This window comes from Sulfurimonas sp., assembly GCF_034005705.1.
GTDB lineage: Bacteria > Campylobacterota > Campylobacteria > Campylobacterales > Sulfurimonadaceae > Sulfurimonas.
Window position 1 is genome coordinate 1 of sequence record NZ_JAVEUF010000002.1, and the last position, 20597, is coordinate 20597.

Genomic DNA, 20597 nt, shown 5'->3' on the forward strand with positions numbered 1-20597 from the left:
CGATCTACTGCGATTTCGATTAAATCGCTTGTATGTTCAAGTTTATCTAAAACTTTTTCGACAAAGCTCTCTTTTTCTTTTTCGACTTTTTGTTCCGGCTGTCTGTTTTGAATTTTACGCTCTTCAGTGTTGACACCGTTTTTATGAAGATCATTTATATCTTGCCCTGCTTCTGATTTTTTATATTTGATATACTCAAACTTTTTAATCTCCGCTCCGGCAACTACATTTTTAACAAATTCAATCCCTGGCTTATCATTTTGGTTGTAAAACTCAAACGACTCATATTTAGCGGCTTTTATAGCCTCTGAAACTTTTAGATGGTTAGCTGTTGAATTAGCGATAATAACATCTGTACCTGTAAAATCTCGGTTTTGATAAGCTGCTGCATAGTCCATTTTTGACTCAAAAATAGCAACTTTTTTAACCGGCTCTTGACTTTTAAAATGAGAGATATTTTTCACTCCAAAATTCATAGTTTTCAAACTGCCTATTTGCTTTAAGAAGTGTATATCAGCACCCCCGCCTATCGACTCAATACCGATACCGAACGCCTTTTTAACCTCTTCATTTTTATTGGTGTACTGACCCGTGATCATCTTGAACTCTTTAGGTATTTTATAGATGCCACGGCTTGCAAGATAATCAAGAGCAGGTTTATAGTTATCTATCTCTTTTGTTTCTACAACTTTAGAGTTGATTTGAGCCTCAACTTTAGAGATATTTTCTTGTTTTATAGTTTCAAGATTATTTACACTCGGAGTTTTATAAGTATGGTTTTTACCGTTTAGATAATCTAATCTCTCTTGTACATAGTTGCGAATGCCTGAATTTGCGACCGCAAACTCTAACGCCTCTTTATAAGTTGCATCTTTTAGATCCATAACGAGATTTTCGATTGTGCCGTTATTGCCGCCAAAATCCTTATATTTCCACTCGCCTTTATTGTCGATGTACATATTTGCGCTAGCCGTATTTTCATCTCTAACTTTAAACTCATAACGCCCGTTTTTGATTTTATAATCAATGTTTAAAGCATCAAGAACCTTAGCCGGGTCCGTAAGCTTCAACTCTTGTTTTGTTTTGCTTGAGAGTTCATTAAACTCACTTGACTCTAGCGTTTTTATTTCTCGTTTCATAGGTATCATCCCCTCTGGTTTTATTTGCGCAGCTTTTAACATTTCGCTCGCATTTAGTTTTTGACTATCTCTAGCAGCTCGTTTTTTAAGTTCCTCTAGATCATCTGTGATGATGTGAGCCTCGTTTTTAGCTCTGGTAATCTGTGTGTAAAAATCATTAAATGATGCAGCTTGAGAGTTAGCGACTGCAATCACTTTGTCGGTGGTTTTACCTTGAGAGGCAAAATCCGTGATAGCATAAGCATGGGCGATATACTTATAGTTTTTAACACTAAAAGTTTTTTCGCTTTTATCAAACTTAACCGTTATCTCATCCTCCTTTATCGCTGTTATCTTTCCAATCTGACCGTTTTTTAAGCCCAATTTAGTATCATTTTTTTTCATGATAATCTGGTCGCCGATACCTATATCCGTTTTTGTCTCTTTGAAGAGATTTAGGCTATTGCCTTGTTTAGATAAATCTACTGTTTCTGTAAATACCTTATCTTTGAATGTATGCTCTATCGATAAAGTATTTTTATCGATATCAACACTTAAGATTTTTGCCTCTCGCCCTGCACTTATAGAACCTATATTTTTTGAGAGATAAACTTTTTCGCCTGCTTGATAATAGATAGCACTTCTTTTTTCAAGGGCTGACATGCTCGGAACTTCTCTTGTAGTAAATGTTTGAGATTCTGTTATCTCTCCCTCCTTAACTAAAAAAGAACGAATAGAGCTGTTTAAGGCTCTACGGTCTGCGTTTGTAGTAGTAATAAGTAAAGAGTTATGTCTATCTTTTAAATACTCCTCTTGAGCAGCGTTGAGCCTCTCATCACTATTTGTAATCTCTCGTGTTGTGTCTTTTAAAATGTCAAGAGCAGCGGTTATATCTTTATCCAAAATACTTGAAACCGCTGTTCGCATCAAGTCGTTTTTCTGACGGTTACCCTCATTTAGCCTTACCGTCTCAAAACCTTGTCGCTGCAAACCTGAAAAAATATCGCCTTGCTCGATTGATTTTTTTTGATTTTGGTCGCCTGAAAAAACAAGCTTGAGATTGTTAGCTTCGGCAATTTTTACGAGTTCGTGTGTGTCTCTTAAACCTAGCATACCCGCTTCATCGATAATGACGAGAGCATCTTTAATCTCCGCACCGCCGCTTTGTATAAATTTAGCGACGGTGTAACTCTCTGTTATACCCGCTTCTTTGGCTAGATTGTCTGTCGCTGTACCTGTCGGCGCAAGGGCTACGACTTTTATATTATTAGCCTCTGCGACATTTTTCACGATTTCAAGAGATGTAGATTTACCCGCTCCCGCAACACCTTGAGCTACTATGAACTGACTATTAGAACTTAAAATAGTGTGAGCTAGATTGTTTTGTCCCTCTTTTAACTCAAAACCTTTTTCAGTTTCAAACTCTTTTATCGCCTCTGCGATTTGCTCTTTATCCTCGGTAACTTTGAAAGTTTTGAGGTCTTTTTTAGAGAAGATATACTCCTCTTTTTGAAGTACCTCGATAGTTGTATATTCATTTCGTGATTTATTAATCGTAATAAGCTCTGAATAGTTCTCGAACTCTTTTTGAATTTCTGACAAAGATACATCAGTAGTTAGAGAAACCTTGAGAGAGTGTTTTAAGATATCCTCACGGGTAAAAACAGATTTTTTATCTGTAGTGTCCTCGATAGCTATTTCAACCGCCTCTTTAGCGGTAAATTTTCGGATTTCAAGGTCTGGATTTTGAGATTTAATAAGCTCTATATCTGCGCCTGCTTCTTTTAGCCTCTCAATATTGTGTTCTTGAATTTGCTCTCTATCTTTATTTTTATCTTTCCATTTTGCAGTTTGTTTCTGGGCTATATGAGTCGCTTTATATGAAGTCTGCCCGCTCGCTTCCATCTCTTTTTTTATGTCGTCTGAACGAGTTGAAAACTTATCTCTTAACTCTTTATATACATTTTTTAGGCTAAAACTACCTACTTTTGCATTACTTATTTCAACTTCGTAACCTAGTGCTTGAAGTTTTTGAGCGAATGAATTACGCTGGATTTGCCCGATAAGTTGATGGTTCATCATGATTTGATTAAACTCAACGCTTCGCCAATTACCCTCTTTATCTTGAATCATATTGATAGCCAAGCAGTGTTGATGCAGGTGCATATCATTATTGCGACTCTCGGAATGATCAAACCTGGTAAAAAGCATTTTGGACTCCGCCTCTGCACCTTGTAAGTTATCCCGGCTTTTTGAATTTGAGTAATTAGCCTCTGCAAAATCTAAAGCCTCGTCTATAGACTTTGTAAAAGCTTCTCTGATTTGAGCCTTTACCTCGTCACTTGAAATCTCGTACAAAATAGATACTGACTTGTCCGCTGCAAATGTCAGATCACATGCAGCTCTCTTGCGATCTCCATTTTCCTCTAAATCTTTTTTTGAGAGTTTGATTAACTGCTCTCCACTTTGAGGATGTCGCCCGTTTAAGAGCGCATCAAAATCTTTTAAATTAAACTCTGATAATCCGAGTTCATTTTTTAAGCCGCCGTAAAATGAGCCTTGCTCAAATTCATTACTTATAAAATATGTATCGTTCTCGAAATAATTTCTAGCCCCGGGTGCAGATACAATTTTGGGTCTTGCTAGCATTATTTTTCCTCCTTTTTTAGTATTTTTCTTTTTAAAAGCAACGCTCCACCTCAAAGGTGGGTTCGGTGCCTCTCTCTTACGAGTTGAACTTAAGTTGAATTTGAATTGAAGTTAGTTGAAGTTGTGTTGAAACTATTTGAACTCATTTGAAACTAGTTGAATTTGAATTGAAACTAGTTGAAATAAGCTTTTTACTCTGTTGCCCACTCCGGCGCAGCTTTTATCTCCAAATCTTTTCCTTTTCGCTCCAATTTAAAGTTTTGAAAATTATCACTCTTTGCTTTTTCACTTATAGCAGGTTTTGAAATTGGAGTATTTTTTGTATCTTTTGTAGCACTTTTTAAGAACTTGGATACATTTTGAAAAGTAGTGATAACTCCATTTTTTTTTAAAAATTGAACTATAGATTTCAAAGAATAGTTATCATTTTTAAGCTCCAAAATTTCGCCCTCAAACTCTTTCAAACTTGAAGCTCTTTTCGGCTTGTTCTTTTTTTTGAACTCTTCAATGTTCATTTTACATCTCCTTTAAAATTACCCGAACTTACCCATAAACCACATCATCAAAATAGTAATAAAACTACCCGTAAAAATACTACCAATGATGGCAATAATAAATCTGGTTTCTATCTCTGTTTTGCACTCCAAAAACTCTTTTTTTACATTTTTGAGAGCAATCAAGTTGCTCTCAAGCTCGAGGGACTCTCGCTCAAGACTTTTAAAAAGAGAATTTTTTGTGCTTAAGGTTTTTTTAAGTTCACTCACTATCTCTTCCCTCATTTTAACCGCGTCAAAATCTTTTCGAGCTTCCTGAATTTCGCCGATAATCCCGCTTAAATCGGTCATAAATTCCGAAAATTGCTCTTCGCTCATCACTTTCATTTTGAGCTCTTTTGAAGTTTAAACATAATTTTTTCAATCATATTTATCACATAATCGTTATAAAAATTTTGTGAAGACAAGATGAGAGAACGCTGTCGTGTAAGTTCTAACCTCTTTACACGGTCCTTCTCAGCTCTTTGAGCCGCAGTAATAGCGTCCGCATCGGTATCAACCAAACTTTTAAGCGTGCATTTTTTGGCACGAGATAACTTTATGGCTCTGCTATCTTTTAAGATGTAGTAGTTATCCTCGTTTGATAAATCGATACCAAAATTCTTTTTTATCTCGCTTTTTTTATCAAAAAATGACGAGAACTGCTCTTCATGAGATGTATATTCATGGTCGTTAAAACGATTAAAACTAAACATAATACGGTCGGGAGTGATAACATCGCGAATAGTTTGTAAAAAGGACATAGCAACTAACATATCATCACTACCGTCCATACTTGGAATGATTAATAGATCGATGGTTGAATATAGGTTTGCGGCAGTCATACTTTTATGAAAAATTTCAAGCTTAACCGCTCCAACATCAATTATTTTTACACCCTCATCAAGTAAATAATTTTCAAACTCTAAAAAAGATTGGTCACTCTCATTTAAAAAATCAACTTGTACTGATTTATAATCTTTACTTTTGATTTTTGAATCGCTTTCATTAATTTTATCAATCTCGATAAGTAGGTTTTGCTCTTTGTTTGTTGTAGGCAAAAAACTTGCAATCAACGACGCATTTGTCGTTTTTGCAGCCCCTCCCTTTAAATTAATTACTAGTACATTCATCTTATTTTTCCTCTAATTTTTTTTCAAGATTTTTAATCATTTTTAAATTAAAATCTCTGTCGATTAACAAATCCTCGATCAGTTTTTTTCGTTCATCAGCTCCACCGTTTTCTAAAATTTTTTTAACGAACTCTTCGCTAATTTCTATTTTTTTACTCATAATTTAACTCCTTATTTTTTTGTATTTTTAAGACTAATCTCAAAAATTTTATATTGATCATTTTGGGACACCGTGACCGCATCATTTTTAGACGGTGACCAAACTACAACTCTGTCGGCGTCGATCGCAAAAACAACTCCGCGATTTTTTGCTTTTTGTAACAGCTCCAACTCCGCAGCCGCGGCGCCTACCCTACCCTTGAGTTCTTGGTTAATATAATAATTGTTAAGCTCACTTTGAGCCAAGCTCCCGATATATCCACCCAAAAATAGGGCAACCGCACCAATCGCGATTGTATTTTTAACTTTAAAACTTGAAACTTTTCGCTCGAATTTATTAAATTTTTCAATTTGAAAATCAAGAGTTTCAAGCTCTTTTGAGAGTTTTTGTGCCTGTTTTGCGGCACTCATAATTATTTTTTCTTGTTTTTCGTTCATCAGCTCCACCGTTTTTTTAGGTGGAGGCGGCTCTGTATGTACTTTTTTTGCCGCGCTCTTTACAAAGTTCTGATCGTCCGGGAGAGTTGCGACCTCCTCAAGATCCTCGAAATCAATCACATCATCTGGCGCATCCCAATCTACTTCCTTCATTTTTGAGCCTCCCACGCTTTTACAGGCGATCTAACGGCTGTGCCGACATCACCTCGGGCTGTCGCCTCTGCCCGCTCCTTCTCCCACGCCTCTTTTTTAGCTTTTTTTTCCGCATCGATTTGCGCGATTTTTTGTTTTTTTAAATCTTTTACAAATGCGATATAATTGTCAATTGGTTTTGCTCGACCTCCCATAAATACAAGAGTTTGCAGCTCTTGATTGAGTTGTCGTAGAGAGATTTTGTCGAGATTATCTTTGAGTTTTTGCTTTTTATCTTCGAGCTCTTTAACTACTTTTTGGTAATCGGTATCAATTTTGAGGGCGAAATTATCAAAATCGAAACCTACTACCTTATCCTCGTTTTGCTCCAAATAATAGGCGTAAACCTCAGTTTCTCCGGCTTTATTGTTAAAAACTGACATTTTGTAGGCATTTTGCACCTGCTCAAAAGTCTTATCTCCCGTGAGTTCTGCGAGTTTTTGGGGATCTGGCCCTCCGCAACCTGTAAACAACATCGCCGCAACTAAAGCGGCACTCATAATTATTTTTCTCATTTTTTTACCTTGTGTTAAATTTTGTTTTACATTTAAGTGTTTCTTTAGGAAACAGCAAATGCAAAATCAAATTTAATACATTACATACTCTCTCCTATGTAAGTGGTAATCGGTTTTGACCCTGGACTGAGTTGTGGGTTGATAATTTAAATAACTTGAGGTTAAATAACCTCTCATAAACTCTAACATGCCATTAGGGCTCATGAGGGGATACTTACATTTACTCTTACCCCTTTATTTTTTCTTTTTTAAACTCCTCTCTCCTCTTATTAACTAAATCAATATTATTAATAAGATCAGTATTATTAATACAGTCCCATTTTTGCACGGTGTCAAAATGGCACGGTGTCATTTTGGGACTTTGGCTATTTTGCGCCAAAGTGTCATTTTGGGACTTTGGAGTTTGTGAAGGCATCTCATCCTCTAAAATATATCTTCCTGTTCCATTTTGGTTTTTTTGATACTCAACAATCCCAAAATCTTTTAGTTCTTGTAACAATTTCAATATGGTTTTTCGCGATTCTTTGAGCTGAGAGGCCATCGAGGAAGCTGTGAAGTTCCAATCATCCGGTTTGGAGTACATAAACGCGTACAAACCTTTAGCCTTTAAACTCAACTCTCTGTCGTTAAGAATAGAGTTCGCGATTTGGGAATATGGGTTTGTTCGTCTTTTTTTAACTGAGTTTTGTTCTTTCATTTTAGTGCCTTTTTATTTATGCACTTAATAAGGTGTGTGAGGGTATAATTGCGGCTCACAATGCTTTTATCAAGTGTTGTTGTAAATTAAAGTTTCTTAGTTCTCAAAATTTGGTCGTGGCGAGAACTAAGGCGACTATCCTGCTATTGGTTGTACTTCGTTTTTATCTATATAATCTTGGATCCATTCTTTTTTATAAACACAAACATTCCCGACCTTACTAAAACGAATTTTGCGAGCGGTTCTCAAGTTCCGCAATGTTGTTTTAGATATTGGTAATAACCCATCTATTCCTTTTGCTACTTCTTCTGTTGTGTAATATTCTTTCATATCGTTTCCTTTATTTTATCTAGTATATAATATATACTTTAAATCGTAATTGATAGTACAATTGTATATATTATATACTTAAAAATACATTAAATAGTATTTAATATATACTATGCTATAGTTTTTCACAAAAGATAGTATATTATATATACGAATAGGGGTTTATAAATGACATTTAAGGAAACGATGGCTGCTGTATTTGCTTCGTCAGAAGGTGCTTACTACAAATGGAAAAAAGAAAATCGCCCTATCATTACTCTTCTCGATAAATATTTCTCGAGAGAAGACCTTGAAGAGTTTCTGGAGACGGGTAAAGTCGCAAAACTTGAAAATCTAAACCTTATTGATAAATCTGCAAAAAAAATAGTTGCAGAATTTTTTTATCAATCTTCTACAAACTCCCATAAAAACAAAGAGTTTGCAGATGTCATTTTTCCTGCATTTGTTAAAAAAGAAAATGATTTTGTTAAAAATCAAAAAAAACTTTATGAAGAAAAAATAGCTCAGATAAAAAAGAACTCAGATAAAAAAGAAGAGCTAAAAAAATATGTGGATAGTCTTTGTGTTAATTACAAAAAAAGAGAGTTAATTAAATTTATCATTGAAACAGATCTTGACATTGATAAAACAACGGCTTTGCTTGAGATATCTCCTTTAAATGATCTCGAAATTCACTTTCTAATAAATTTTTATAGAAATTTTTTAGATACCATAGACAATATATCTGATTTTATAAAAATAAATCACGCTCTTTCAGAAATGAAAAATATAGAAAAAGAAATGTTTGATACAATTTTGCAAATTAAAAATGGAGATAAAAAATGATTAAAATTGAAAATTGGGTTACTCTTGAAAACCCGATAACCAATCAAGACCTGCATAAAAAATTGTTCCAAGGACTACAAAATTTTCAGAATAAGTTTAAACCTAATGATATTGTTTATCTTTTCGTTCTCAAAAAGGATGAGCAAAATCGTCGAGTTTTCTTTAGTAATCATGCTAACTGGAGTAAAGACGAATATGTATTGGTTGATAAATATAAATATCACAACTTTTGGTCACCGACAGATGCAGCTCTTGCTTTTGCACAAACTATTACAGAGCGCGTGATAAAGTTGAGCGGGGCTACATAATGCTAACGGTTCGTTGTCAATCTATCATTAAGTAGGTTATGCCTACGCCGATACCTGCACTTTTACGCCTAGAGAGTTGAGCACTTTTGCAATAGTGTCAAATTTAGGCTTTGAACCCTGATGAAAGGTTTTGTATAAGCTTTCTCTTCCAAGCCCTGTATCTTTTGCTATTTGACTCATCCCTTTTGCTTTTGCAATATGCCCTATAGCTTCTAAGAGTTCATCTATATCTCCATCTGTTAAGATTTGAGATAGGTATTCTGCTATCACTTCCTTTCTATCAAGATACTATCATATCAATAATACTATAAAATTTGCATTCATTTACCATATATGTACTATAATTTGTACATACATTTAAAAAAGGAGTCAAAATGCAAACTATGACATTTTCTCAAATCAGACAACATCTAGCTACTGCTATTGATACAGTTGTCCATAATCACTCTCCTATTGTTATTACTCGACAAAACAAAGAGCCTGTAGTTATGATTTCGCTTGATGATTACAAATCCATAGAAGAGACGGCATACCTTATGCAGAGCATGACAAACGCATCAAGGTTAAATAGTGCCATAGCACAACTCGAAGCAGGGCAAGGCACTAAAAAAGAGTTGATAGAAGAATGAATCTCACTTTTGCAGATGAAGCTTGGGAAGACTATCTCTATTGGCAGACAACTGATAAGAAGATTTTAAAAAAAATAAATGCACTTATCAAAGAGATAAAGAGAGAACCGTTTAAAGGCACTGGAGAACCTGAACCGTTAAAGTATAATTGGTCGGGCTACTGGTCAAGACGAATAACGATAGAACATAGGCTAGTTTACAAAGTAACCGAAAATGCTATATTGATAGCGCAGTGTAGATATCACTATTAAAGGAAATTCCTATAATGGTGGATAATACAATTGAATATAAAGGCTATATCGGCTCGATAAAGTATTCTAGTGAAGATAAGCTCTTTTTCGGGGAAATAGAGCTTATAGATGATTTAGTAACTTTTGAGGCAGATAGCGCAAGTGAGTTAGAGACAAACTTTCACAATGCGGTGGATGGATATTTGCAAACTTCTAAAGAGCTGGGCAGAAAACTACAAAGGGCTCAAAAGTCGCAACAGTTTAAAAAATCTACTACATAGTGTGGTAAAAAGTGGGGCAAGGCTTTTTTAAAAGCTTTAAAACCTCATAAAATAGGAACTTTGAAGTACAGCAAGTTTACCTCGACAAGGTAAAAGTCACTGGTTCGAGTCCAGTTGTGAGCACCACGTCTAACTTTCATTTATCCCTTTTGCACACACAACGCCGCTGCTAAACGCCCATTGAAAATTGTATCCGCCAAGCTCACCCGTCACATCGACAACTTCGCCAATAAAATAGAGTCCTTTTACATCCAGTGCTTCCATAGTATACGGATTTAGCTCCTCACTCAAGACTCCGCCGCGGCACACTTCGGCTTTTGAAAAACCGAAATTTCCCGCAGGTGCGAACTCATAATCGTGAATTCTCGCTAACTTCTCTTTTGTCTCATTTGTGACCTTTTTACACTCGACATCTTCTATATCAAGAGCTGCCAAAAGTGCTTTTGAGAGTCTTTTTGGAAGCGGTATGACCGAACTTAGCTGTTTTTTGCTTCCTTTTATCAGCTCTAAAATATTATTATCGGGAAGAAAATCAATCGAAATATTTCCTTTTTGCCAGTAGAGAGATGCTGAGAGAACTACGGGGCCGCTTATACCTTTATGAGCAAACAGAAGCTCCTCTTTTAGAATTTTGCCATCAACTTTGATAGTGGCAGGACAGCTAAGACCGCTAAGCTCTTTCATCCAGAACTGCTCTTTTTGAACGGTAAGTCCGACAAGTGCGGGAGTAAACTCTTTTACTTTTATGCCAAAACTCTTTGCGATCTCAAGGCCGATATCACTCGCACCGAGATTTTTGTAGCTTTTGCCGCCTGTTGCCACGACCACTTTTTTAGCTCTAAAGAGCTCTTTGAGAGTTTTTACTTCAAAAATATCGCCCTCTTTTTTTACCCATAAGATTTCACTGTTTAAAAAAAGATCCGCATTTTTTGTATGTTTTTTAAAGATATTTATTATCTCATCTGATGAGTCTCTGCAGAAGTAGTAGCGCTTTTTTCTCACCACAGGTTCAAGATCGTTCTTATTTAGATATTCAAGCAGGTCATCTCTTGAAAAGGTCTCAAAGACATTAAATATAAACTCTTTTTCGCCGTCGTAATTATCTCTGCTTAACTGGGTATTTGTAATATTGCATTTTGCACCGCCTGAGATTTTTATCTTTTGGGCTATTTTACTGTTGCCATCTACAATTGCAACGCTTAGTTTTTTGTCCAAATTTGACGCGCACATAAGTCCGCTGGCACCTGCTCCGAGTATTAAAACATCATATATCTTCATGTCGAAATTATACTTTATGGCACCTTTAGCTATAATACGAAAATATATTTTATAACTCATACTCGTTCATTAAGGCTTCACCTTGGGTGCCCCAAAATCAAAGATTTTGACCCTAAGGTTGCCCAAACTTTACTTCGTATGGTTATAAAAAGTCTACAAAAAATGGAAATTAATGAGCAACAAACTTCATATCGTATCTCTTGGATGCACAAAAAATTTGGTCGACACCGAAGTGATGATGGGCAAACTTCAAAACTTTGAACTGACCGATGATCAGGGAGATGCAGATGTCATCATAGTAAACACCTGCGGTTTTATAGATGCTGCAAAACAGGAGTCGATAAACACGGTGCTAAATCTTCACGACGCGCGAAAAGAGGACTCGGTTTTGGTTATGGCAGGGTGCCTTAGCGAGAGATATAAAGAGGAGTTGGCTAAAGATATGCCAGAGGTTGACATCTTTACCGGTGTTGGCGATTATGACAAGATCGATGAACTGCTACAAGAGAAAAAGAGCAGATTCTCCGAAGCCGTTTATCTTATAGACGGTGCCGAGCGTGTTGTAACGGGTTCAACTTACCACGCCTATATAAAGCTCTCCGAGGGGTGTAACCAGGCATGCAGCTTCTGCGCAATTCCATCTTTTAAAGGCAAGCTAAACTCCAGAACTCTTGACTCTATTGCAAAAGAGGTTGAGGGTCTTGTTGCAAAAGGGTATTATGATTTTTCATTTATATCTCAGGACAGCAGCTCTTATTTGCGAGACCAGAACGTTAAAGACGGTCTTAGTCTTCTTATACAGAGAATCGAGCTTATCGAGGGAGTAAAGAGTGCTAGGATTCTCTACCTCTACCCATCTACAACATCGATGACGCTTCTAAAAAACATAGCAAAAAGCAAGATCTTCCACAACTACTTCGATATGCCTATTCAGCATATAAACAACGATATGCTGCGTATAATGAAAAGAGGATTCGGCAAAAAAGAGACCTTGGAACTTTTAGAGTTTATGAAGTCACTCCCTAACTCGTTTCTGCGTACAAGCTTCATCGTCGGGCATCCCGGGGAGACTCAGGAGATGTTTGATGAGATGTGCGAGTTTGCCGCAGATTTCGGTTTTGACCGCATAAATGTTTTTGCATACTCCGATGAAGAGACGACTACGGCACACGAGATGAGCGAGAAGATTCCTGCAAAAACAATCAACAAGAGAGCCGAGATCTTAGGCGAGATTGCCGCTGAAGTTATGAAAAACTCGCTTCAACGCGAGATCGGCAAAGAGGTTGAGATAGTTATTGACGGCGAAAGCGAAGAGCATGAGTATCTCTTAAGCGCAAAAAAGCTCATCTGGGCGCCTGAGATCGACGGCGAGATCTATGTAAATGACAGAACCGGCGATGAAGAGCTTGAGTTTGGCAAAATTTACAAAGCCAAGATCACCGACATTGTCGGAGACATACTAACCGCAACAGTAGATAATGATTAAAGACAAAACCTTATCAGACCTTAAAGATAAAAAAAACCTCCTGGCCTTCTCGGGCGGAGCGGACTCTACCGCTCTCTTTTTTCTTCTCTTAAAACATAACATCCCCTTTGATATTGCTATCGTCGACTACGGTGTCAGAGAGCAGAGCAAAGAGGAGGTGGCATATGCTCAAAAACTGGCTCAAACGCACAATCTCAGATGTCATCTGCTAAAAGCGCCAAAGATAGAGCAAAATTTCGAAGCAAAAGCAAGGGAGATACGCTACGCTTTTTTTGAAGAGCTTATTAAAGAGTACGGCTATGACAATCTCTTGACCGCTCACCATCTTGGAGACAGGTTCGAATGGATGCTAATGCAGTTTTGCAAAGGTGCCGGATGTGCAGAGATAGCGGGAATGCAGAGCGTTCAAAACAGAGAATTTTACAAACTTGTACGCCCTCTTTTGCACCTGGACAAAAAAGAGCTTTTAGCCTATCTGCATGCGAACGAAAAACACTATTTTGAAGATGAGAGCAACTTTGATGAGGATATAAAAAGAAACTCCTTCAGACACAAATACTCTCTGCCGCTTTTGGAAAAATACCTAAGCGGGATAAAAAAAAGTTTTGACTACATCGATGAGGACAGAGCGGAGCTTATTGAAGAGATAGAGCTTGAAAGCATTAATGATTTTGCATATTTTAGAAGTTCTCATAACCTAAGAGCCGATATTTTCACAATAGACAAATATCTGAAATCACGCCTTTATATGCTTAGTGCAAGCGAGCGGGAAGCCCTAAAAGAGACTCCTGCGGTTATTGTCGGAAGGCGCTTCATCATAAATCAGGATAGAGGATTCGTATTTATTGTGCCGTACGAGAAAAAGAGCATCAAGATGGATGAGAAGTTCAAAGATGAGTGCAGAGTTTTAAAGATAGAACCCAAACTAAGACCATATCTGTATAAAAACCAAAAAGCTTTTTTAAAAGTAAAAGAGCTGCTTAGTGCTACTGCTTAGTGGCGTTTGACTCTTTGTTATTGTAGACCTTCATAGTAAAAGATGAGCTGATCATCTCACCCTCTCTTTTGAAGTTTATCGGAAAGTTCACGGCTATTATCCAGTCGCTTTTATTTACAGCATCGAGGAAATTGTAAAAGCTCTTCGGCGAGCTGATCTCTGACGTCGTATTTACTTCATAGACACTAAACTCCTCTTCATCTTGGGCTTTGCTGGTTTTTGATACGCTCAAAGTGCTGAAAAATGATTTATGCTGCTTCTCAAATCTATCGGGATTAAACTCCGTTGCGAACGCTTTTATGATATGCAGATTATCGCTCTGTAGCTTTTGAAGTATAACCTCTTTCTCGATCGAGAAGTCGCTAAGCTGCTTTAGTTCAAGACTCTCTTTTTTTAGTTCCGCTTTTTTGATCCTGTACTCTTTGCCCTCAGGAATGAGAACCGCAAAAGAGAAGATAAGGACGAACAGAAGCAAAAAGAGCGTGATCGCCATCAAGTATATGTTCTGTCTTGAGAAATTAATTTGCACCGCTTAACTCCTCTTCATCTATATAGTTGGTGGAGACAAATCTTAGCCATCCGTTTTGGGCTGGGTAAAAACTGCTGTATGTTCTATGAAATATGGAACGCAGCGGGGCTTGAAGCATAAAGTTGTAAACATCCTTGTTTGGCGTAATACCGTAAAGAATAAGCCCGTCTTGCATGATCTTTGCCTCAGAGAGCGTTATTCTGCTTGGAACCAGATCAAAGAGATTGTTTATGCTCTCTTTTAAAACGCTGTTTTTGGTAAAGACCTTTTCAGAAAATAGGCTCTGTTTCTCAACGACTGCGATCTGGGCGTTCATGCTCGATATATTTGTACGGAGCTGAATCTTTTGCTTGGCAATATCATCTATCTCGCTCTTAAACCTGTAGTCTTTAAAAAGCAGAAAAGCGTACGTGCTAAAGAGCATAAAGAGAGTAACGCCGAAGAATGTAAAAAGCAGCTGTATATCTTTTGTAAAGACCGTCTTTTCTCTAGCCTTTATGTAACTATATCTCATTTGCCTCTGCCTTTGCCATCTCAGAGAGTGCTGCGCCAAGATCTATCTTTCTTACATATACGTTTAAGAACATCTCCTCTTCAAGATAGCTCTTGAGTTCGGCACTTGTCCCTATGCCGTCTGCTATATAGATGGTCTCGATAAACTGGCTCTCATATTTCGGGTCTTTGTAAAAAGTGTTTAGTGCACTTTGTATCAGTGAAAATCTCTGATAATCCTCATTGAACCCGTCACTTGAAATATCGACATCGCTCTCTACTCTCTCTTCGATCTCCTGTATCTCGGAAAACTCATCCATATCGTCACCGTTGTCGAGGTCTTCGATATTTGTAAAGTCGTCAAAACCTGAGATGTCGTCATCATCGTCGTTCATACTGCTCATCTCTTCAAGATCGATCCCCTCTATGCCAAAAGAGTCATCCTCATCAAGCGAAGAGTCGATCAGCATATCCTCATCATCCCTGTGATGCTGCATATCGAGATACTCCGCATAAAGCAGTTTTAAGTTGTCAAAAATGGTAAAAGAGAGATAGTTGTCTTCGACCAAGACGAACATAGAGAGACTGCTCTCTATCTTATCTTTAAAAAAGTTGGCCAAGATCGCAAAAGGGGAGAAGATATAATCCAGTCCGATACTCCTGTACTCGTGTTTTATAGCTTCAAGGTCATACTCCGAGGTATAAAAAGCCCACTTGTCAGAGTAGCAGATATACTCAGACGAGTTAATGTCACAATACTTCTCCATCTCGCTTGGCACACAAGTGGGAACGGCTCCTTGATTTGAAGATTTGTCGAGTACGGATATGTAATAAAAAGGGGTCTCTTTAAAAAATGAGCGGACAAACTCATACATCTTGGAGTTTATCGTTGTGGTCTCAAAAACTTTATGCGTGCTCTGCAGCACATCTTTTTTTGAGCAGACCTCAACATATACGACAGTCTGTATATTTTCGACAATGATATTTATAAAAACTTTTGTATATAAAGTCTCTAAAAATTTACCGACCATTACTCTTTAGCTCCACAAAGAGGATGAGCCGAGTTGTAGTTTTCCTGTTTCAATGCACTACCCAGTTTCGTATATATTTGCGTCGTTGCCATAGATGAGTGTCCCAACAGCTCGCTGACATCGGCAATAGGAGCCCTGCCGTTTAAAAGACCCGATGCGTAAGAGTGCCTGAGCTGATGCGGAGTGACTTTTAAGCCGACTCTTCTAAAGACATTTGTAACTATATATCTTAGACTGTTTTGGCTTAATTTTTCGCCATTTTTCTCAAAAACAAACTTTTTTTGCGCCGTTGTACTCAAATATTCGTCAAGCAGCTCTTTTGTATTTGCCAAAAGAGGGATATCTCTTTGTTTATTACCTTTTCCTATAACTCTTATCCACTTCTCAGATACATTCCCTATTGTAAGTGAAGCAAGTTCTGATATTCTAAGCCCGAGCGTATAAAGAAGCATAACAACTAGTTTCTCTCTTAGATCGCAGTGTGAGATCGCTTCTACGATATGCTTGTGTGATATAGGCTTTGGAAGGGTCTTCGCCACCTTGACGCTCTCATCCGCCTTTAAAACAACCCTGATGCCGTTGTCGTTTAGGTACTCGGCAAAAGAGCGGATTGCGCTAAGTTTTTTACTGATAGTCTTTGGATTTAGCGAGGAGATCTTTATGCGGTAAGGCATAAGGTTTAAAAGCGTATGCCCACCCTCTTGAAGCACTTCAATATATGCAAATGCCTCTTTTAGAGACTCATCGTAGCTCTTGATGGTAAGGTCGGAGTAACCTCTTATCTCTTCTAAGTAGAGAAGAAAGTCTCCTCTTTTAGCTTCTATTGATTTTTTCAAGTAACTTCTCAAATTTACCGTAGTACTCTGCTGCCTGCTCTACCAGCTCATCGTCTGTTACTACACTGGGTGCCAGTTTTATGTATGCGCTTATCATGATCTCGCAAATCATCTTCATTTTTGCCTTATCCGCATCCAAGATGCTCTCTTTGCGGGCGATCTCATCTATGATCTTCATATACTTTTTTGCATCATCTATATAAGAGACATATTTCAAAGATGTCTGCGACTGCGTCATAATAGTAGCCGCCATCCTGTTGTAGAGGTCCAGACTAAACGCCTCTTTTGCAAGAGTATATGCCTCTTTATACTCACCCGTCTCGTAGTAATACTTAGCTCTAAGCGACTTCTCATATGACGGGTTTGCTATAAAGTACGCCCCCATTACAAACAGCAAAAAAAGTGCGATAATCGGAATAAACAATCTAGATTTCATGTTTTAACAGCCCCTCTTTTATGACTTTTTTTGCCTCTTGCATATCCATATCACTGACATCTATCGGAGATGTGGAGTAGTAGTTCAAAGTGCCGAACGGTTTTGGGATCGTAAATCTGTCCCAACTCTTAAGCTGCCAAAATCTGGTCGGCTTCATTTCAACCAGAACTATTTTGGCTTTTGCTTTTTGCGCCATCGCTATTATACCATCTGCGACCTCATGTCTTGGTCCTTTTGGTCCATCTGGCGTAATACCGATGTCATAACCATCTTTTAGAGCCCTTATTCCTTGCATCAAGACTCTTGTTGCATTTCTGTTTGTCGAGCCCTCTATGGTGCCAAGTCCGAAATATTTGATGGTTTTTGAGATAAGCATGCCGTCAAAATGGCTTGAGATCAAAACTTTTGCGTGAGGGGTTTTTCTGTATCTGGAGTATAAGTAGGGAAGCATCAAAAGCTCTCCGTGCCAACATGCAAAGATCGTCGGCTCGTCGCTTATTGACTCAGGAGAGTTAAATCTCTTTTTATTGGTGAGATAGATCAGCCTTATAAAGAGCGATGCCACAAAGGGAACGATCAGTAACGCCAATGTACGAAATATCTTTTTACCCAACAACTTCTCCACTTAAGATAGTTCTTCCTATCTGAGTGATCTTCACATCTCTGAACTCACCCAGCAGTTCGTCGGAACCTTTCACTTTTATGACTATATTGTTGTCGCTTCGCCCGCTTACATAGTAGTCCTGATTTAGGTCTTCAAAATAGACTCTGTATATCTTGCCAAGATGCGTTTTGTTCTTTTCATCCAAGATCTCCGTATGAAGATTTTGAAGCGTTGTGAGTCTGTGAGATGCGACATCTTCGTCTACTACATTTGTGTAGTGTTCCGCTTCCGTCTCAGGTCTTGGGGAGTACTTGAACGAGAATATCTGATCAAACCTCACCTTCCTCATAACATCCAGGGTATCTTCAAAGTCCTCATCGCTCTCACCGGGAAAAGCAACGATAATATCCGTTGAGATGCTGACCTCCGGACATACGCTTCTTAACTTTTCAACACGGTTTAAAAACCACTCTTTAGTGTAGCCGCGCTTCATATCACGAAGCACTTTGGATGAGCCGCTCTGAAGCGGCATATGCATAGATTTGCATATTTTAGGGTTTGAGGCGAACTCCTCTATAAACTCGTCATCCATATGAAACGGATGCGGGGAGGTGAAGCGGATTCTCTCAATGCCTTCTATTTTGCTCAGTCTTCTAAGAAGTTCTGTAAAATTTACCTTTTCATGTTCGCCTGAGAATCGGCGTCCGTAGTTGTTGACGTTCTGCCCAAGCAGAAAAAGCTCTTTTGCTCCGCCGTCTGCCGCTCTTTTAGCCTCACGCAAAATAAGCTCTGCAGGTATCGAAATCTCATCCCCGCGGGTTTTTGGAACTATGCAGTAAGTACATGATTTATCGCATCCGATGGAGATATTGATGTAGGCTTTATATGGAGACGTTCTAAACTCGTCAAAAGCAAATTCGCTCTCATCGTAGTTTATATCTACTTCAACGGCTCTGTCCTTGTGCAGGACTTCCGTTATTTTAGAGACGTTTCTAGCCCCCAGTACAAAACTGACATAGGGCGCTTTTTTAATGATCTCTTCGCCAAGATGCGATGCCGTACAGCCGCAAACGCCTATCTTGGCTCCCTCTTTTCTCTTCTTGTTAAAAACTCCAAGCTCAGAGAAAAGCTTTGCAACTGGTTTTTCTCTGACCGAACATGTATTTATTAAAATAAGGTCTGCACTCTTTAGATCATCTGTAGTCTCATAACCCTCTTTCTCTCTAAGTGCGGCGATCATATGCTCGCTGTCGCGAGAGTTCATCGCACAGCCCAATGTTTCAATAAATAGTTTTTTTGACATTAAAGGTTCTTAGTTTATGATGTGAACTTGGTACATATACTCGTTATCTGCGAGTCCGTATTTTACTTCGTTCATATAAAAACTTTTTCCTTTTGCCTCGAAATAGTCCTGAAGCTCTAAAAGATCTTTGTGTGAATTTTCTCTGTCAAAGTAAAAGATGGCGCTCTCCTGCTTCTCTAGTGCAGCTTCTATCTTTTCTAATTCCGCTTTTTTAGGTTTTGCCGTAATATCTGTTCTTGCAAACTTTAAATCCATAATCTTTCCTTATATCAATGCTATATTTTCTTGCATTATAGTAAAACTCTACTAAAAATCGTATTAAAGCTAATTTTATGACTATTTTTGGTATAATATCACTCTTCATAAGAAATCCCTAAAAATATTTTTAACACTGTTTTTTATGAGACAATTTTGTACAGGATACAGTAATGGAAAAAATTCTAGATATAGTTGAAGCAATAGCACATGAAAAAGGTCTTAAACCTGAGAAGGTAAAAGAGGCGCTAAAAACAGCATTTATTCAAACAGCAAAAAGGGTCATAAACCCGAAATTCGCCTTTGAGGCGGTAATAAACAACCAGACAAAAACTCTTGACGTCATTCAGACGATAACAGTAGTTGCAGACGATGATGAGAGGCTAAAAGATGAAGAGATGGCTCCTGCTTATATCTCTATCACAGAAGCCAGAGAGTATGACGATCAGGTAGAACTTGACGATCAGCTCCAAATTCCGCATGACTTGGAAGAGTACGGCAGAACTGCCGCTTCAACCCTTCACCGCGAGATAGAGTACCATGTTCAAAGACTTATAGAAGATGAGATATTCAATAAATATAAAGCTAAGATAGGAACACTGGTAACAGGCAGAGTAACAAGAGTTGACAACAATAACGCGACATATATAGATGTTGATGAAGTCCGTGCGGTACTGCCTATGAAGAGCCGTATAAAAGGCGAGGTTTTCAAAGTGGGAGACCATCTAAAAGCCGTTGTAAGACGTGTCAACATGGATAAAGAGAACGGTATTCAGATCGAACTCTCGCGTACCTCTCCAAAATTTCTAGAAGAGCTTTTGGCACTTGAAGTTCCTGAGATAGCAGACGGAACGGTCGTTATAGAAAAGAGCGCGCGTATTCCGGGTGAGAGAGCTAAAATAGCGCTTGTTAGTATGCACCCGCAAGTTGATGCGGTCGGTGCAACGGTCGGCGTTAAAGGCGTTCGTATCAATGCCGTCAGTCAAGAGCTTATCGGTGAAAATATAGACTGTATCGAGTATACGAGTATTCCTGAGCTTTTTCTATCAAGAATAATGAGCCCCGCTATCATCTCTGCGGTTGAGATCGTAAAAGATGAGAACGGAGAAGCCGAGAAAGCTATCATCACGCTCTCAAGTGATCAGAAATCAAAAGCTATCGGTAAAGGCGGTATAAATATACGTCTTGCTTCTATGCTTAGCGGTCTAAATATAGAGCTTGTAGAGAGTGACAAATCTGAGCAAGATGGCAGTGAGAGCAGCAGCGAACAAAAAGAGAGCGTTGACGCTTTGGCAGCTCTGTTTAACTAGCCA

The 20597-nt window shown here is 38.1% G+C and carries 26 protein-coding genes, 1 tRNA gene and 1 pseudogene; 9 read left to right on the plus strand and 19 right to left on the minus strand.

Translation table 11 applies throughout. From position 1 onward, the window contains the following. From mobF to RBR61_RS01465, 9 genes are all read right to left on the minus strand, one after another. On the minus strand, positions 1-3767 hold a 3767-nt coding region (gene mobF, locus RBR61_RS01425; RefSeq protein WP_320341724.1), incomplete at its 3' end, for a MobF family relaxase. Between the two features lie 191 nt (positions 3768-3958). After that, a complete protein-coding gene (locus RBR61_RS01430) occupies positions 3959-4282 on the minus strand; it encodes a hypothetical protein (RefSeq protein WP_320341725.1) in 324 nt (107 codons plus the stop codon). A gap of 18 nt (positions 4283-4300) precedes the next feature. Further along, the gene (locus tag RBR61_RS01435; protein ID WP_320341726.1) at positions 4301-4648 is read right to left on the minus strand and encodes a hypothetical protein; all 348 of its coding nucleotides are present in this window, start codon (positions 4646-4648) and stop codon (positions 4301-4303) included. Next, positions 4645-5433, minus strand: a complete 789-nt coding sequence (locus RBR61_RS01440) for a hypothetical protein (protein WP_320341727.1) — start codon at positions 5431-5433, stop codon at positions 4645-4647. The genes RBR61_RS01435 and RBR61_RS01440 overlap by 4 nt, the downstream gene beginning before the upstream one ends. 1 nt (position 5434) lies before the next feature. Continuing rightward, positions 5435-5593: a hypothetical protein gene (locus RBR61_RS01445; protein WP_320341728.1), complete on the minus strand. Its 159-nt coding sequence runs from the start codon at positions 5591-5593 to the stop codon at positions 5435-5437. Positions 5594-5604: 11 nt separating this feature from the next. Next, a complete protein-coding gene (locus RBR61_RS01450) occupies positions 5605-6183 on the minus strand; it encodes a hypothetical protein (protein WP_320341729.1) in 579 nt (192 codons plus the stop codon). Then, positions 6180-6737 carry a hypothetical protein gene (locus RBR61_RS01455; RefSeq protein WP_320341730.1) on the minus strand — a complete coding sequence of 186 codons (558 nt, stop codon included), beginning with the start codon at positions 6735-6737 and terminating at the stop codon, positions 6180-6182. Before RBR61_RS01455 ends, RBR61_RS01450 begins: the two co-directional genes overlap by 4 nt. 226 nt (positions 6738-6963) lie before the next feature. Further along, entirely contained in the window at positions 6964-7434 is a 471-nt protein-coding gene (locus RBR61_RS01460; RefSeq protein ID WP_320341731.1) for a helix-turn-helix domain-containing protein, read from the minus strand. A gap of 135 nt (positions 7435-7569) precedes the next feature. Beyond that, the gene (locus tag RBR61_RS01465) at positions 7570-7764 is read right to left on the minus strand and encodes a helix-turn-helix domain-containing protein (RefSeq protein WP_320341732.1); all 195 of its coding nucleotides are present in this window, start codon (positions 7762-7764) and stop codon (positions 7570-7572) included. A gap of 168 nt (positions 7765-7932) precedes the next feature. Between RBR61_RS01465 and RBR61_RS01470 the strand changes: the two genes are divergently transcribed. Together RBR61_RS01470 and RBR61_RS01475 are read left to right on the plus strand one after the other, a co-directional pair. After that, a complete protein-coding gene (locus RBR61_RS01470) occupies positions 7933-8589 on the plus strand; it encodes a hypothetical protein (RefSeq protein ID WP_320341733.1) in 657 nt (218 codons plus the stop codon). Beyond that, positions 8586-8897 (plus strand): hypothetical protein, encoded by a 312-nt coding sequence (locus tag RBR61_RS01475; RefSeq protein ID WP_320341734.1) that lies wholly within the window; start codon positions 8586-8588, stop codon positions 8895-8897. Before RBR61_RS01470 ends, RBR61_RS01475 begins: the two co-directional genes overlap by 4 nt. A gap of 42 nt (positions 8898-8939) precedes the next feature. Here the strand turns inward: RBR61_RS01475 and RBR61_RS01480 are convergent. Further along, a pseudogene (locus tag RBR61_RS01480) lies at positions 8940-9173 on the minus strand (addiction module antidote protein); the annotation flags it as partial. 98 nt (positions 9174-9271) lie between these two features. On the opposite strand from RBR61_RS01480, the gene RBR61_RS01485 reads away from it, so the two are divergent. The 4 genes from RBR61_RS01485 to RBR61_RS01500 all read left to right on the plus strand — a co-directional run bounded on the left by RBR61_RS01485 (position 9272) and on the right by RBR61_RS01500 (position 10163). Then, on the plus strand, positions 9272-9526 hold the full coding sequence (locus RBR61_RS01485; RefSeq protein WP_320341735.1) for a type II toxin-antitoxin system prevent-host-death family antitoxin: 255 nt from the start codon (positions 9272-9274) through the stop codon (positions 9524-9526). Continuing rightward, positions 9523-9777, plus strand: coding sequence for a Txe/YoeB family addiction module toxin (locus RBR61_RS01490; protein ID WP_320341736.1), 255 nt, complete (start codon positions 9523-9525; stop codon positions 9775-9777). Before RBR61_RS01485 ends, RBR61_RS01490 begins: the two co-directional genes overlap by 4 nt. Positions 9778-9791: 14 nt before the next feature. After that, complete coding sequence (locus tag RBR61_RS01495) at positions 9792-10037, plus strand: hypothetical protein (RefSeq protein ID WP_320341737.1); 246 nt, start codon at positions 9792-9794, stop codon at positions 10035-10037. A gap of 46 nt (positions 10038-10083) precedes the next feature. Next, positions 10084-10163 (plus strand) — tRNA-OTHER (locus RBR61_RS01500). A gap of 3 nt (positions 10164-10166) precedes the next feature. On the opposite strand, the gene RBR61_RS01505 is transcribed toward RBR61_RS01500, so the two are convergent. Beyond that, positions 10167-11375, minus strand: coding sequence for an aminoacetone oxidase family FAD-binding enzyme (locus tag RBR61_RS01505; protein WP_320341738.1), 1209 nt, complete (start codon positions 11373-11375; stop codon positions 10167-10169). Between the two features lie 112 nt (positions 11376-11487). Between RBR61_RS01505 and rimO the strand changes: the two genes are divergently transcribed. After that, positions 11488-12801, plus strand: a complete 1314-nt coding sequence (gene rimO / locus RBR61_RS01510) for a 30S ribosomal protein S12 methylthiotransferase RimO (protein ID WP_320341739.1) — start codon at positions 11488-11490, stop codon at positions 12799-12801. Further along, the gene (gene tilS / locus RBR61_RS01515) at positions 12794-13798 is read left to right on the plus strand and encodes a tRNA lysidine(34) synthetase TilS (protein ID WP_320341740.1); all 1005 of its coding nucleotides are present in this window, start codon (positions 12794-12796) and stop codon (positions 13796-13798) included. The genes rimO and tilS overlap by 8 nt, the downstream gene beginning before the upstream one ends. Here the strand turns inward: tilS and RBR61_RS01520 are convergent. From RBR61_RS01520 to RBR61_RS01555, 8 genes are read right to left on the minus strand one after another with little or no spacing between them, the layout of a single operon-like run. After that, the gene (locus RBR61_RS01520; protein WP_320341741.1) at positions 13788-14327 is read right to left on the minus strand and encodes a hypothetical protein; all 540 of its coding nucleotides are present in this window, start codon (positions 14325-14327) and stop codon (positions 13788-13790) included. The two genes, tilS and RBR61_RS01520, sit on opposite strands and share 11 nt — an antisense overlap. Continuing rightward, the gene (locus RBR61_RS01525) at positions 14317-14841 is read right to left on the minus strand and encodes a hypothetical protein (RefSeq protein WP_320341742.1); all 525 of its coding nucleotides are present in this window, start codon (positions 14839-14841) and stop codon (positions 14317-14319) included. Before RBR61_RS01525 ends, RBR61_RS01520 begins: the two co-directional genes overlap by 11 nt. Continuing rightward, entirely contained in the window at positions 14831-15850 is a 1020-nt protein-coding gene (locus RBR61_RS01530; protein ID WP_320341743.1) for a hypothetical protein, read from the minus strand. Before RBR61_RS01530 ends, RBR61_RS01525 begins: the two co-directional genes overlap by 11 nt. Continuing rightward, complete coding sequence (locus tag RBR61_RS01535) at positions 15850-16686, minus strand: tyrosine-type recombinase/integrase (protein ID WP_320341744.1); 837 nt, start codon at positions 16684-16686, stop codon at positions 15850-15852. Before RBR61_RS01535 ends, RBR61_RS01530 begins: the two co-directional genes overlap by 1 nt. After that, positions 16664-17122: a hypothetical protein gene (locus tag RBR61_RS01540; protein WP_320341745.1), complete on the minus strand. Its 459-nt coding sequence runs from the start codon at positions 17120-17122 to the stop codon at positions 16664-16666. Before RBR61_RS01540 ends, RBR61_RS01535 begins: the two co-directional genes overlap by 23 nt. Further along, positions 17112-17735, minus strand: a complete 624-nt coding sequence (locus tag RBR61_RS01545) for a lysophospholipid acyltransferase family protein (RefSeq protein WP_320341746.1) — start codon at positions 17733-17735, stop codon at positions 17112-17114. The genes RBR61_RS01540 and RBR61_RS01545 overlap by 11 nt, the downstream gene beginning before the upstream one ends. Further along, positions 17728-19029 (minus strand): tRNA (N6-isopentenyl adenosine(37)-C2)-methylthiotransferase MiaB, encoded by a 1302-nt coding sequence (gene miaB, locus RBR61_RS01550; protein WP_320341747.1) that lies wholly within the window; start codon positions 19027-19029, stop codon positions 17728-17730. Before miaB ends, RBR61_RS01545 begins: the two co-directional genes overlap by 8 nt. A 9-nt stretch (positions 19030-19038) precedes the next feature. Next, a complete protein-coding gene (locus tag RBR61_RS01555) occupies positions 19039-19284 on the minus strand; it encodes an HP0268 family nuclease (RefSeq protein WP_320341748.1) in 246 nt (81 codons plus the stop codon). 173 nt (positions 19285-19457) lie between these two features. Here RBR61_RS01555 and nusA point away from each other — a divergent pair, with 173 nt between their 5' ends. Continuing rightward, positions 19458-20594, plus strand: coding sequence for a transcription termination factor NusA (gene nusA / locus RBR61_RS01560; RefSeq protein ID WP_320341749.1), 1137 nt, complete (start codon positions 19458-19460; stop codon positions 20592-20594). Positions 20595-20597: the final 3 nt, after the last annotated feature.